Source organism: Spirosoma validum, from assembly GCF_014699035.1.
Classification (GTDB): domain Bacteria; phylum Bacteroidota; class Bacteroidia; order Cytophagales; family Spirosomataceae; genus Spirosoma; species Spirosoma validum.
The window spans coordinates 690,629-703,962 of record NZ_JACXAA010000002.1; the positions used below are offsets into that span (position 1 = coordinate 690,629).

The following is a 13,334-nucleotide window of genomic DNA, read 5'->3' on the forward strand; positions in this document are numbered from 1 at the left end:
TTTTGGAGTGGACGGGAAAACACGTAACGTATGCATTCGCGTTACGTCTGGCGGTCCTTTTTTGGCAAGAGAAAAGTGCGTAGGTGGCAAATCCGCTGAACAAAAAGGTTAGTATTAATACTCGTTATGGTAGGAAAAACGGGTGCGAATTAGTTTGATATGGATTAATCATCAGCCTGATTCCGATTGGTACGGCGTTGGCTCCTGGCATAAGCGGATTGTGGCCCGGTAGCCTTATGAGTGTCGGCCGTCTTCAATGTGGGAAAAGCGGGAGATGTGTACAGCAAAATACCTGGCGAGTAGCGCCTGCGCATGGCGTATGAGCTTGTGGTTTGATGACGTTTCATGTTGTTAGTCAGTTGAATGTTAAGGTATTCATCCCGAAAATCTGGCCAATAGAATAACTGACAGTCGATTTTACGACCTGGTAGGATTGCCAAAATGAATACCGAAATCGTGCAGGAGTCAGCGCTATTTAGTACGTTTCACTGACTGCCTACTTCCTGAAAAACCAAACCCTTCGAATGAATCGTGCGCACGGGGTTTGAGAGTGATATTTCGTTGTACTTTGTCAAATATGCCAATTATAATAATGAAAAAAAATAGTTAAATAGAATTTAATATTGTTTTATGTAAAAAATACAAGATAAAATTATATAATGAATGTTTTCTGCTAATATGACTTAGTTGAGACAGCATATAAGGACTTGGTTTGTCTATTACTGGGTATACTTTAATAAGTACAATTGCTTAGTATTTTTAGTAGGAAAGGCCTTTCCCTTACAATTTGTCGGGTGTTTAGGCCACAGGTCTCATTTATAAGTTATCGTTTGTTGACCGATTCGTTATCGTTCGACTAGTAATAAATACTCCCTACATATAGCTTTATGAAATACCTTTTCCTGACTTTGTTGCTCAGTTGGTCTATTACGTCTCAGGCACAAAATGCACGTAATGCTACCGAAGCCCTCCACTTCATTAAATTAGGCAATACGTTACGAATGGTTGACAGGCCGCAAGAGGCTGTTGATTTGCTGTTGCGGGCTTTACCTGCTATACAATTAAAGGATTTCTATCTGGAAGCTGTTTCCTATGAAAACTTAGGCTTTGCCTACAGCGATCTGGATAACAGCCAGACAGCGTTGAGCTATTTTCAGAAAGCGCTTTTCCTGTACCAAAAATTAAACTATGGGGCCAGCGAAGCCGCTATGCGCCAGCTGATTGGTGAAACGGCTGGTAAAAATCTGTATGCTGGTATCGATGTAGGGGCGTCGGGGGTTAAGCTAGCTATTTTTCGAACGACCTACGAAAACGGATTTTTCAATAAAGATATCAAAGTGAAACCCCTTGCCCCTAACGTTACGTTGGTATCGGGTACCGCTCAGTCATTTCAGCTCGGGCAGGAGGTTCTGAAAGCGTATCTTGACTCGATCCGGCACTACAGCATTCCCGCCGATCATATTTACGTAGCGTTTAGTAGTGGTATCAACGAAACGCTGGGCAAAACACCCACGAAGAAAAAGAAGCTCTACGAACAATTTTCCGCGATCATTGCCAACAGCATGACTGGAGGAAATAAGTTGCTAATCGATTCGACGCTAACTGCTGCCCGTGAGGCTGAACTGTTCATGATTGGCTCTGTTCCCCGTAAATTATGGCCAACGGCGTCCTGTGTTGATATAGGAAGCGGTAATACAAAAGGAGGCTATTACGATGCAAACCGTCGATTTCACGCCGTCAGCTGGCCTTTTGGCACAAAAACACTGGCTAACCTGATTGATAATAACCAGTCCTTAGCGATCGATGCCTACAAAACAGAAGCGCAACGAGTGATCAGAATGCTTGCGGACACGGCTGTGAATCCCGAATTCAATACAAGCAGCCCCGGCCTGCACCAACGTAAAACAGTGGCATTAGGTGGTGGCATTGCCTGGGCGATGGCCGTGTATCTGCATCCTGAGAAAGCCGGAACGACCGCCGTCCCCCTGACTGTTGGCGATGTCGATCGATTTGCCAACTTAGCCCTGACCAACTATCAATCGCTGATTCATCCGGATTTGACGAATCTAACGGACCCAATCGTGCGAAAAAAAGCCGAAGCTGACGTCAATAATGTTCAGAATCAATTTAACGAAAAGCAACTCATTGCGGGCGCTTTGCTGTTACAGACCGTTTTTCGGGCATACGCGAATACTTCTATTTCGAAGCGATTCGTGTTTATTCGTGATTCTGACATTAGTTGGGTAACGGCTAAGTTTATGGAAACGCTCAACCAAAACTACGAACGGGCTATTGCAAAAGGAGCGCGATAAACCAACTGCTCACGCTATTTTTTCTCCTGATGCCCAGACCGCTTTTGTCTGCAATGACTTATCGGTCTGAACCAGATTCGCTACGTAGCCCGGCTTGATTTTGCCCAACTGATCACCTAAACCGATAATTTCGGCCGGAATGACCGACGCCATCCGAAGGGCATTATTCAGCGGGATACCGGCCTGTTCAACCGCAATCCGGACGCAGTCGATCAACGTAATGGCTGATCCCGCCAGGTTCCCCTCATTATTAATGTAGCGTCCCGGCCTGGATGGGTCTGGCCCATTCGGATCCGGTTCGAAATGGACGACAAATTGTTCCAGCGTGAAATCAGGTCGGGGTGGGTTGGCGAATAAAGCATCCGAAATCAGGAACAGGCGCTCACCAAGCAACCGGTAGGCAATGCGGATACTTGTAGGATTACAATGGTAGCTGTCGGCTATGATGCTGGACCGGACATGTGGGTGATCGAATACAGCGCCGACAATCCCCGGTTCGCGACTCTCAAAACCGCGCATTGCATTGTACAGGTGCGTTGCCAGCGGAATTCCGTCGTTGAAAGCGGCTGTAGCCTGCTGATACGTAGCATTGCTATGCCCCAGTGAAAGCAATGTGTTGGCGTGCTTTAGAGTTTTGATCTTTTGGAATTGTTCGGGTGTCAGGATTTCGGGGGCCAGCGTCAAAATTCGGATAATGTCTGCATTTGTGCTGAATAAGGTTTCCAGTTCGCCTTCCGCGGGCGGTCGTACGTAAGCCATACTGTGCGCCCCTCGTTTGATGGGATTGAAATACGGCCCTTCAATATGAATGCCCGGCACGCCAAATGGATTCTCGTTACGTACCGTCGCTACAGCCGCCATCGACTGTTGCATGACCTCGAGCGAAGTAGAATGAATGGTAGGCAGGAGCGTTGTCGTGCCGTTTCGAGCGTGGGAGTCGTAAATATGACGTACCGTATCGGGAGTAGGCTGATCGTTTAAGAATAAATGTGAACCACCATATAACTGAAGATCAACCAGTCCGGAAATAAGATAATCGCCATTGATATCAACAACGGTTTCGTCGTCCGGACCTGTAAATGTTGCCGTTGTGATTTCCTGAATTCGGCCGTTGTCGATACGTACTGACGCATTCGGAAGCCATTCTTCACCGGTAAAGACGGTAGCATTGATAAACTGATTCATGGAAGGAAATGGCATTTACACCACGTAGTAAGCTAATTATGGCCGGAATGTAGCCGATTTTTCGTTTTTTTGCGAACGATTTCGTGCCAGTACCTATCTATTTATCTCTTGAACGCCGTTCGTTTACTCCCCCTCGCTACGCTGACGCAGCCTGGTATTATTCAGGCCACGATTCCATTGGCTTCTTCTAAAAGTGAAAGCAACCGCGCGCTGATTATTGATGCGTTAACTGGTTTTCGCTGTGACCTGCAAAATCTCTCGACCGCCCGCGATACACAAACCATGATCCGGCTGCTGAAGTCCGACGTCCAGTACGTCGGCGGACCGGCTGGACCGGAAACCGCAGACGTACTGGACGCCGGTACAACCATGCGGTTTTTAACCGCTTATTTCGCCGTGACAGGGCAGCAGAAGATCATGACGGGTACCCCGCGTATGTGCGAACGGCCTATTGGGATTCTGGTTGATGCGCTACGTGCCCTGGGCGCTGACATTACGTATCTGAAAAAAGAAGGTTACCCACCTTTGCAGCTTAATGGTTTTCAAGCTGCTGAAACCAATCGGGTAAGCATCCGGGGTGACGTAAGCAGCCAATATATTTCGGCCCTGCTGATGATTGCGCCCGTTTTGCCTAACGGTCTTACGCTGGAGTTGACGGGCGCTCTTGGCTCACGGCCCTACATTGAAATGACGCTGGAGCAAATGATTTATTTTGGCGCCCATGTTCAGGCCGATTGGGTGAATAAAATAATTACGGTGGGAGCGAAGCCTTATACGCCAAAGTCCTATGCTATCGAATCCGATTGGTCGGGAGCAAGTTATTGGTACAGCGTGGCGGCTCTGGCGAAAGACGAAACGGCTGAACTGAATCTGCTGGGTCTAAAAGCCAAATCCTTACAGGGCGATAGCGCTATTGTTGACATCATGCGCCCGCTGGGTGTCGAGAGCACATTTACGGATGCGGGCGTTCGTCTGACCAAGCGCCCCGCTGAACCGTCGCTGGCCTGGGATTTCACGGACTGCCCGGATTTAGCCCAGACCGTGGCCGTTTGTGCCGCTGTGAACGGAGTGAAGTTAACGCTGACAGGCATCGAAAGTCTGAAAATTAAAGAAACGGACCGAGTGGCTGCCTTGCAGACTGAATTACAGAAAATAGGAGCTGAGTTGATCGAAACCGAGCCAAATCATCGCTATGAGGTTCGACAGCTCAATGCTAAACCGAAAGGACCAGCTCGCATTGCTACGTATGATGATCACCGGATGGCGATGGCTTTTGCTCCCGTGGCCATGCAGGAAGAGATCATCGTTGAAGAGCCAGGCGTTGTGGCCAAATCATATCCTAGTTTCTGGGACGATATGGCGCAGGTTGCTATAGTGGATATGATACAAGAAGAGCCAAGAGTTAAAGAGTGAATATTGTAACCTAAATGGATAATCATTATATTCGCTCCATGACACCTGATCGCCGACTTGACCAACTAGAGCCTTTAATGGCTGACTCGCTTCAAAAAATTGACCGACTGATTGAAGGACAGGGCCAAATTATTGAAATAGCTACGCGTGCTGACCAGAAAGCAGATATGACTGCAAAAGGAATAGCTGAGTTGACTGTATTGACGCAAAAGCAATTTGACGAATTAAGAGTTGGGCAGAATGAGATACGACTCAAGCAAGAAAGTTTTGACACTAATTTAGGTGATTTTAGAGCTAGCCTGGACGAACTAAAAATTAATCAGGAAGAGCTGAAAGTCACCCAAGAGAAGTTGATGACTGGGCAGGAGCTTATTCTACAAATTTTACGAGAGAAACTCCCTTGAAACAGCTTTCGTGAGGTAACCCACTTGTTATCGTCGTTCGGATGGCCTATGGGATTGAAAGCTCATCGTGAACAAGTAAAGATGGTCTTACTGTATCACAACGAATTAGGGCTAAAATGGTCCGATGTCAAAGAAGATGTTTAGCCTCATGCTGTCGTCCGTAAATGTATCGTAACGCAATTCCGAACCCCCAACCTGTGCCGTCTGCTGTCATGGTCGCTTTCGTTTCGGAAGTGCTGTTAATGGTATAAGTCAGCTCAGAACGTAGCGCCGTGCCCAGGCCCCAATAGGTACGGGCGTAAGCCCCTAATTCCAAAAAGGAAGAAAGACGGACGGCATACTCAACGCCGACTTCGGCGAGGCCCGTAAGACGATTAGGGGCTGTGGCGCTGTTAGTAAGCCGTAACGTATCTGTGCGGCTCCCCCGACTGCGAGAGCTGTACCCAATCAGCCGAAAATTGTCCATTTGTCCATTTCCATTCGGGATAAACCAGGCACCGGCCGTAAGCCAGAATCCTGTGCCGTTGGCAGAACGACTACCTAATCCAATCCGTCGTTTCAACCGTAACGGAATGCCATAGCCACTGTTCTGATAATTGAAATCCAGTGGATTCTGACCATTCGCGATCTTAATACTCAGATGAATCGGTGAGCGGCTATAACCAGTTTCGATTCCCCAACAGTTTCGATACGTATAACCCAACAAAATACTCCAGACGGCTTTTGTCTGAGTTGGATTACTCACCAGGCTGTTAAACGTGTTACTTAGTGTACTGATATCGCTTCGGAAGCCGCCTTCAGCTCCTGCGTACCACGTCTGCATTTCTTTAAACTCATCAATCAGTTGATGATCAGCCCGACGACGGCCAACTGGTTGGTCCGCATTAAGCTGGTAGTACCCGGAGCGCTGGTCGGGATCGGCCGTTAGCACTGGCCGTCGTTGTGAAGGAAGCGTATAATAATTAGTATCACTGACGATCTCCTGCGCCCGTGTTGACAGGGATAAGGCCAGAAAAAAGAGAAAAATGGAGACGTGTTTCATAGTAGAAAGCTGATCTAATCGAAACATAGACAAGGCTAAACCAATTACGCAAACTTTCTCAGTAGCGTTGCGGTCAGGGTGAAGATCCCGGACTGTGTGTCAACAACCTCATCAGAAAAAAGTTAGGTACCATCAGCGTTGACCAGAGCGATTCAGTTCAGAGGGGCAGGACTTCCGTTATATCCGTTGCTCTATGTTGCCTGTGCGGACTCGATACTATGTTACTTTACCTATCGGTTTCAGTTTTGCAACAGGTTTCCCTCGTCAGCAAGTCGTTGATCAGTCATGTTATTGTTATTATGACTGATTTAATACCCTGCCAAAGATGCCGAAGGAGGCCGAACCAGTGGATGAGAAAATAACCGAGGAACGAATCGGAAATGGTACGTAGCACCTGCCTACTTCAACGCTTCAACTTATTTTTTCGTAATTGGTCACTTGAATTGCGTAGTTTGTCAGCGCCGGTCAGGCGGGTAAGCCTGACCTTTGTCGTGTACTTTTTAAGGCACAAACGTCATGAACACGACCTTCGATAAAAATCCGTTTCAAATACTTGTCCTGGGCGCAACCGGTAGTATCGGCTACGCTGTAACCGCTAACCTGCTCGCCCGCCGATTGCCCGTCACGATACTCGTTCGTAACCGAGCTAAAGCCGAAGCTTTGTTTTCTGAACAATCTACGCTCACCATCGTAGAGGGCGATGTACAGGATTCCGCGTTACTTAGTCGAATTTCAGCCGATAAGGATTTTATTTTCCACGGGATCAATTATCCTTACAATCAGTGGTTCGGCAACATGGATACCGCTACGCAGAAAATAATTGACGCGGCTGCGCAAAATCAAGCTACCATTGTGCTTCCCGGCAATGTCTACAATTTCGGAAATACAAAAGAGCCGATTCGGGAAGATAGTCGGCCAAACCCATGCTCCCGAAAAGGTCGGCTGCGCGTCGAAATAGAGGCTATGCTGGAAAACGCGGCTACTACCGGACGATGCCGCGTCGTGAATGTTCGGCTCCCCGATTTCTGGGGACCAAACGTACTAAATGAAGGAATAAAACCTATTTTCGAAAATGCCCTGACAGGAAAGGCACTGCCGTGGATTGTAAACGCCGATATTCCGCATCAGAGCGTCTACACGAAAGATGCCGCCGAAATTATTGCTCGGCTAATGGTACGCGAATGGGCTGAACGAACTCAGTCTGAAGCAAGTTCAGCTGCCTATCAAGTCTGGAATTACGGAGGAACAACCGTAGCATCGATGCGGGCCTGGTTTGAACAGATAACAGCGCTGACCGGAAAACCGCTGAAAGTTCAGGTGTATAGCCGCCTTGTGATTAGTGTTTTGGGACTATTCATGCCCGTACTTCGTGAGGTTAAAGAGATGCTCTACCTCTATGACAATACAATTGTGCTGGATGACAGCAACGTGTTAGCCTTATTTCCCGATTTCGAACCGACACCCATGAACCAGGCACTGACCGAAACCCTGACCTGGTTTGCCGAGCACCAACTGAAACAGTCATTTACACCAACGATTCCGGTAAACAAAATTGCACTGGCTTAAGAATCTATAAATCGTTTCCTGATCGAGCTAACGGTTGGGAGATTAAAAAATAACCATTCGATGAAAACGCTATTGAAAACCGAAGAACTGATTCAATTTCTAGGAGCTATTTACCTGTTCTCCCGGCTGAATTTTGCCTGGTGGTGGTTTCCTGCGCTGATCCTGTTACCCGACCTGAGTATGATTGGTTACGTAGTGAATCCGGCCGTTGGAGCGGTGCTGTACAACCTCGTTCATCACAAAGGATTGGGCATCGTGATTGGCCTGTTGGGTCTGATGACGGGTAACCAGAACCTGATGTTAGTGGGTATTATTCTTTTCGCCCATTCGAGCATGGACCGTACGCTGGGGTACGGCCTGAAATACTTCGATAGTTTCAAGCATACCAGCCTGGAAAATTTATGACTGCTGATGGCAGACGTATGATTTGCTAAGCTCATATTTATCAAACCTACATCCGCCATCAGCAGTCATAAATCAACTGATTTTAAGAACCCACACCGGTTGCCCGGCGAGTTGCTGCCGGATCTTTTCGGGAATCGTTACGTTCAGACCACCACTCGTCTTTGTGGCTTTCAGAACCTGCGACGTTCCCAAAACCGTTACGTTCGGTTTAGCTGACGTATTGAGCGCTGGCAGCGATAAACTGGCCGGAATTTGTTGTTCTGACTCTTTAGGCAAATACGAAGCGTAAACCGATTTACCATTCGATGTGAAGGCCCATTGGCCCTGGCGGTAAGGGGCTAACGGTTTGGTATTATAGATCGATTCGCCATTGACAGTCACCCATTTGCCAATTTCCGCCAGTCGCTGATACGCTTCTTCGTGCCACTCGCCATCAGGACCGGGGGCAACGTTGAGTAATAAGTTCCCGTTTTTAGCGACGATATCGACCAGCGTCTGCACCCACTTTCGGGCAGATTTGTAATTCTCCTTGGGAACGTATGACCAGCTATTGCCCATCGTCATACAGCTTTCCCAGGGAATGGGCATGTAATGATCAGGAATGGATTGCTCGGGTGTTACGTAGTTCTCAAACTCACCCGTTACGGTACGGTCAACTACGAGCAGGCCAGGCTGTTTCTGACGCGCCGAAGCCGCAATACGCGCCATGTCAATGTCCTGATTATAGGGAATGGTACGCTGCCAGCTGATGGTCGAGTCGATGGTGCTGAAGGGACGTACCCAACCGCCGTCGAGCCAGAGGATATCAATCTTGCCGTAATCTGTCATCAACTCCTGAATCTGGTTGTAGGTGAAATCGCTGAATTTCTTCCAGTGTTCGGGGTATTTCTTTGGATCGTAGCTGACGTTCCGGTCTTTGGGTGGGAAATAGGGCCACCAGTAATGTTCGGTATGCCAGTCGGGTTTGGAGAAGTACGTACCGACCATAAATCCCTGCTGCCGGAAAGCCCCCAGAATTTCTTTCGTTACGTTGCTGCGTGGATTGGACGAGAATGGCGTCTTTTTATCGGTGATTTTGTAATCGGTCTGCTTGGTATCGAACATGCAGAAGCCATCATGATGCTTGGTCGTGAAAATCATGTACTTCATCCCGGCTTTCTTCGCGGCATCGGCCCAGCGTTCCGGATTGAATTTCACCGGATTGAACGTCGTCTGGAGATTTTCGTACGCCTTTTTATACTCGTACCAATTGGCTGCATACGGGCCTCTGCGTTCGCACCAGCCTTCATCTTCCGGACAAAGCGACCACGATTCCACAATACCCCATTCGCTATACGTACCCCAGTGCATCAGCAGGCCAAACTTAATATCCTGCCAGTTCTGAAGTTTTTGTTTGACTTGCTCGTCTTTTGGCCAGACGTATTTATCGTGCTTCTGCTCCGAATGTTGCTGGGCAACTATTGGAGTAGAAAGTAGTAGACTGATAAGGAGATGGGTAAGCTCTTTTTTCATTGAATAGGTTATATATGATTGAGACAGTAAAGGTACCACGGGTTTAACCCGTAGTACTTGGTCAGGCTACCTGCGCTAACCGAAAGGCGCCCGGTGTTTGGCCAGTCCACTTTTTGAATGACCGGAAAAAAACGCTCGGTTCGGCAAAACCCAGCAGATAAGCAATATCGGTTGTGCTCAAATTCGGTTCGCGAAGGTGGCTGACGGCCAGTTCTTTCCGTGATTCATCCAACAACTGCTGATACGACGTACCGGCTTCCTTCAGATGCAATTGCAGCGTTCGAACGCCCATAGCCAGCCGATCAGCGACGGTGGACAGCGTGGGTTCTTCGCCCTTCATCAGCGAAACAATTTCCGACTTAACCCGGCTGCTCAACGACGGCGCTTTAAGTCTGGTCAGCATATCCGTTGCATGTTTTTCAAACAGCATCGACAGTGCCGGGCTAGCGTTCAGAACGGGTAAGTCAATCAATTTTGCGTCGAGCACCATTTCCGTTACATCGGCGTCGAACGTCAGTTGAGCCGGTGCAAATACACGTTCGTGCTCACGTATATCGACCGGACGTGGGTAAGCAAACCGAATCGCATCGGCCGTAACGTGAAGACCCGTTAAGGCGCGCATGGCCGATAGATAAATCGACAATTCAGAGTTAAGCGTGTGTTCTGGGTAAATAATGTCGGAGCTAATGATACGTAGTGACAGCACAAATTGAGTACCCGATGGGGTCAGCTGCCCGGTCGTACAAATACCCTCACAGACAATATCCTGATACTGACAGAGTTTGTCGAACGCCTGACCAAGCGTAGGGCTGTGCATCATAACGTAGGCCAGTACACCAATCGCCACCGGATTGACCAGTTCGCCGAGTTTCAGCGCAATATTTGGATCGCCGGTAGCGGCTACGACTTCGCGCCAGAGAGCCTGAATCTGTTTCACAAACACGCGCCCATCAGGGTCACGAAGCTGCTCGGGCGTGATACCGACAGAACGAGCCAGCGCATCGCTATCGACTCCCTGTTGCCGGGCTACAAACAGAATCAGGTTGATGGAAGCAACGGAAAGTGTATCGTCTTTGGTTACCATCTAACGGAAAATGCGGTCGTGAGAAATAAGCAGATCAGGAAAAATACAACTCGGAATATCGCCCGATTCGTAAACGTCAACTAAAACGTACTGACCCTCTTCAAGAATATAGACGTTGACTGTCTGCTCTTTCGGCTGAACAATCCAGTATTCACGTACGCCTGATTCCTGGTAGAGATTGAATTTTTCACTAAAATCCTGCTTTGCCGTTCGGGGTGAGGTAATCTCAATGATCCAGTCGGGAGCACCCAGGCAACCGGCATCGTCCAGTTTGCTTAAGTCGCATATGACGCAAATGTCAGGTTGAACAACCGTATGCAACTGATCGGGTTTACGTTCGTTACGAACGGGTAAGCGCACATCAAATGGAGCTGTATATACATCGCAGCCTTTCTCACCAAAATAAACGCTTATATCGACAAGCAAATGACTGACAGCTAACTGATGCTTCCGCTTTGGCGCAGGCGAATCCACGCCGGGAGACATCCTGTATAACTTTCCCTTGATTAGTTCAACGCTCTCCTCAAACTGCCATTTCAGATAATCAGCATAGGAATACGTACCGTTCGGGTCCAGTTGCGAGATGTCGGTGATCATAGTTGATGACGGGCGATTTCGTTACGCAAGTTCCTGAAATAGTGCGACGCATGCAACAATCGGCTGCCATACCAGGAAAATAGCTCGCCATCGACCAGTAGAATCTGTGACGATGGGCAAATAGCTCGTAACTCGGCAACATGTTTTTCCGAAAATGGATACGGCTCAGAAGATAAGAAAATCAAATCAGGCTGGACGGCTTGTACATCAGCGGGCGTCACTTCCGGATAGCGTGTTTGCTTAGCGAACGCGTTCCGAAAACCGGCTATTTCTAGCATCGAATGAATGAACGTATCGTTGCCCGCAACCATGTACGGTTTACGCCAGATAAAGTAAGCGACGGAAAGGGGATGAGCAGAGGGCAGGGGGCAGAGGGAGGCTTCCAACTGCTGAGCCATTACTTCGGCTTCCCAATTTTTTCCAACCAGCACACCCACATTCCGGATCATGCTGAGCGCGTCGGGCAGCGTGTTGACATCCGTTACGTGAACGTCGTATTGGCGTTGTAGCTCTTCGATCTGATCCCGCGTGTTCTCTTCTTTGTTAGCGAGAATGAGCGTTGGCCGTAGCGCATGAATTTTAGCAAGGTCTAGCGTTTTCGTACCGCCCACGATGGCTTTGTTCTTTACTTTATCTGCTGGATGAATGCAAAACTTTGTCAGGCCAACGATTTCAGCATCTAAGCCGAGGTCAAAGAGTAATTCGGTTTGGGAAGGGACTACAGAAACGATACGTAGTGAATTCATTGATTAACGTTAAAATGATCAACCATTGCTAGTCGAGAGAAAGACGGGTTCGATGAAAACTTGCCGAACGGAGGGTTCTGATTCCTGAACAGCCTGCCGAACCTGAGCCATTGCCTGGACAGTGTCTTTACTGCTTATATCGAATCGAAACGCTACTTGCTGAATCACCACAATTTCGTCGGGCCCCATCTGAAACGTAATCGCCCGTATTGATCGAAGAACACCGGGATTAGCCTCTGTTGTCGTAATAATATTCTGAACAATAGTTGGGTCAGCCGCTTCACCCATTAATAAACTACGGCTCTCGCGAGTCAGCAAAACAGAAACAGCCGTTAAGAGAATACCGATCAGAATAGATGCAGCTCCATCAAAATACGGGTTGTTCAACTCATGTCCCAGAAACACCCCCAGAAAAGCAATAATGAGTCCCAATACGTCAGACGCATCTTCAAATAAAACCACAAACGTAGCGGGGTTCTTGCTGCTCTTCACAGCCGACCAGAATGGCTGACTACCGCGCTGTTCGTTAAACGCGCGAAGTGCCGTAACTAGTGAGGTACCATCCAGAATAAGGGCAACGCCCAGGACAATGTAGTTCCAGGTCGGATTTTCGATCGGATTTGGGTGCTGCAAATGCGTGACACCCTCGTAGAATGATACGCCCCCACCCACGGCGAAGATCAGTACCGAGACGATAAACGACCAGAAATATAATTCCCGTCCGTAGCCGAACGGCCTTTTGTCATCGGGCGGGCGCTGACTTCGTTTCATGCCCAGCAACAATAACACCTCATTGAGCGTATCGACCAGAGAATGAATACCTTCAGAAACCATTGCTGAGCTTCCTGTAACGCCAGCTGCAATAAATTTGGTGATGGCAATAGCCAGATTTGCGGCTAAAGCGGTATAGACTGCTGTTTTTGTAGACGCCATATTCGTTCAACTATACGAAAGATACTCTGTTCACTAAGTCTGTTTTATACGTAATTATCCTCTGGTTATGAAGAGGTTAGTTATCTTATGAGTAATTTTATCCGATAAGCCGGAATTAAAATGGTATTGTCGTAA

The 13,334-nt window shown here is 48.1% G+C and carries 13 protein-coding genes; 5 read left to right on the forward strand and 8 right to left on the reverse strand.

The annotated features are described in order from the left end of the window. Positions 1-164: 164 nt before the first annotated feature. On the reverse strand, positions 165-347 hold the full coding sequence (locus IC230_RS07690) for a hypothetical protein (protein WP_191038387.1): 183 nt from the start codon (positions 345-347) through the stop codon (positions 165-167). A gap of 540 nt (positions 348-887) precedes the next feature. Between IC230_RS07690 and IC230_RS07695 the strand changes: the two genes are divergently transcribed. Then, positions 888-2,312 carry a tetratricopeptide repeat protein gene (locus IC230_RS07695; protein WP_191038388.1) on the forward strand — a complete coding sequence of 475 codons (1,425 nt, stop codon included), beginning with the start codon at positions 888-890 and terminating at the stop codon, positions 2,310-2,312. A 9-nt stretch (positions 2,313-2,321) separates the two neighbouring features. Here IC230_RS07695 and nagA read toward each other — a convergent pair whose 3' ends face one another. Further along, positions 2,322-3,497 carry an N-acetylglucosamine-6-phosphate deacetylase gene (gene nagA, locus IC230_RS07700; protein WP_191038389.1) on the reverse strand — a complete coding sequence of 392 codons (1,176 nt, stop codon included), beginning with the start codon at positions 3,495-3,497 and terminating at the stop codon, positions 2,322-2,324. 108 nt (positions 3,498-3,605) lie between these two features. On the opposite strand from nagA, the gene aroA reads away from it, so the two are divergent. After that, positions 3,606-4,910 carry a 3-phosphoshikimate 1-carboxyvinyltransferase gene (aroA, locus tag IC230_RS07705; RefSeq protein ID WP_191038390.1) on the forward strand — a complete coding sequence of 435 codons (1,305 nt, stop codon included), beginning with the start codon at positions 3,606-3,608 and terminating at the stop codon, positions 4,908-4,910. A gap of 38 nt (positions 4,911-4,948) precedes the next feature. Continuing rightward, on the forward strand, positions 4,949-5,314 hold the full coding sequence (locus IC230_RS33925) for a hypothetical protein (protein ID WP_223860415.1): 366 nt from the start codon (positions 4,949-4,951) through the stop codon (positions 5,312-5,314). Between the two features lie 127 nt (positions 5,315-5,441). Here the strand turns inward: IC230_RS33925 and IC230_RS07715 are convergent, their stop codons facing one another. Next, entirely contained in the window at positions 5,442-6,356 is a 915-nt protein-coding gene (locus tag IC230_RS07715) for a hypothetical protein (protein WP_191038391.1), read from the reverse strand. 516 nt (positions 6,357-6,872) lie between these two features. Here IC230_RS07715 and IC230_RS07720 point away from each other — a divergent pair. Then, on the forward strand, positions 6,873-7,922 hold the full coding sequence (locus IC230_RS07720) for an NAD(P)H-binding protein (RefSeq protein WP_191038392.1): 1,050 nt from the start codon (positions 6,873-6,875) through the stop codon (positions 7,920-7,922). A 60-nt stretch (positions 7,923-7,982) separates the two neighbouring features. Further along, positions 7,983-8,327 (forward strand): DUF4260 domain-containing protein, encoded by a 345-nt coding sequence (locus tag IC230_RS07725; RefSeq protein WP_191038393.1) that lies wholly within the window; start codon positions 7,983-7,985, stop codon positions 8,325-8,327. A 72-nt stretch (positions 8,328-8,399) separates the two neighbouring features. Here IC230_RS07725 and IC230_RS07730 read toward each other — a convergent pair whose 3' ends face one another. The 5 genes from IC230_RS07730 to IC230_RS07750 all read right to left on the reverse strand — a co-directional run bounded on the left by IC230_RS07730 (position 8,400) and on the right by IC230_RS07750 (position 13,199). Next, on the reverse strand, positions 8,400-9,839 hold the full coding sequence (locus tag IC230_RS07730) for an alpha-L-fucosidase (protein WP_191038394.1): 1,440 nt from the start codon (positions 9,837-9,839) through the stop codon (positions 8,400-8,402). 61 nt (positions 9,840-9,900) lie between these two features. Beyond that, positions 9,901-10,923, reverse strand: a complete 1,023-nt coding sequence (locus IC230_RS07735) for an AraC family transcriptional regulator (RefSeq protein ID WP_191038395.1) — start codon at positions 10,921-10,923, stop codon at positions 9,901-9,903. Beyond that, positions 10,924-11,520: a Uma2 family endonuclease gene (locus IC230_RS07740; protein WP_191038396.1), complete on the reverse strand. Its 597-nt coding sequence runs from the start codon at positions 11,518-11,520 to the stop codon at positions 10,924-10,926. It lies immediately after the preceding gene. Continuing rightward, entirely contained in the window at positions 11,517-12,266 is a 750-nt protein-coding gene (locus tag IC230_RS07745; RefSeq protein WP_191038397.1) for a helical backbone metal receptor, read from the reverse strand. Before IC230_RS07745 ends, IC230_RS07740 begins: the two co-directional genes overlap by 4 nt. Positions 12,267-12,284: 18 nt before the next feature. Further along, complete coding sequence (locus IC230_RS07750) at positions 12,285-13,199, reverse strand: cation diffusion facilitator family transporter (RefSeq protein ID WP_191038398.1); 915 nt, start codon at positions 13,197-13,199, stop codon at positions 12,285-12,287. Between the last annotated feature and the right edge of the window lie 135 nt (positions 13,200-13,334).

Bases quoted from the DNA above. Each gene is read 5' to 3' on its own strand.
- IC230_RS07690 (WP_191038387.1), bottom strand. From the start codon at position 347: ATGAAACGTCATCAAACCACAAGCTCATACGCCATGCGCAGGCGCTAC.
- IC230_RS07695 (WP_191038388.1), top strand. From the start codon at position 888: ATGAAATACCTTTTCCTGACTTTGTTGCTCAGTTGGTCTATTACGTCT.
- nagA (WP_191038389.1), bottom strand. From the start codon at position 3,497: ATGAATCAGTTTATCAATGCTACCGTCTTTACCGGTGAAGAATGGCTT.
- IC230_RS33925 (WP_223860415.1), top strand. From the start codon at position 4,949: ATGACACCTGATCGCCGACTTGACCAACTAGAGCCTTTAATGGCTGAC.
- IC230_RS07715 (WP_191038391.1), bottom strand. From the start codon at position 6,356: ATGAAACACGTCTCCATTTTTCTCTTTTTTCTGGCCTTATCCCTGTCA.
- IC230_RS07720 (WP_191038392.1), top strand. From the start codon at position 6,873: ATGAACACGACCTTCGATAAAAATCCGTTTCAAATACTTGTCCTGGGC.
- IC230_RS07725 (WP_191038393.1), top strand. From the start codon at position 7,983: ATGAAAACGCTATTGAAAACCGAAGAACTGATTCAATTTCTAGGAGCT.
- IC230_RS07730 (WP_191038394.1), bottom strand. From the start codon at position 9,839: ATGAAAAAAGAGCTTACCCATCTCCTTATCAGTCTACTACTTTCTACT.
- IC230_RS07735 (WP_191038395.1), bottom strand. From the start codon at position 10,923: ATGGTAACCAAAGACGATACACTTTCCGTTGCTTCCATCAACCTGATT.
- IC230_RS07740 (WP_191038396.1), bottom strand. From the start codon at position 11,520: ATGATCACCGACATCTCGCAACTGGACCCGAACGGTACGTATTCCTAT.
- IC230_RS07745 (WP_191038397.1), bottom strand. From the start codon at position 12,266: ATGAATTCACTACGTATCGTTTCTGTAGTCCCTTCCCAAACCGAATTA.
- IC230_RS07750 (WP_191038398.1), bottom strand. From the start codon at position 13,199: ATGGCGTCTACAAAAACAGCAGTCTATACCGCTTTAGCCGCAAATCTG.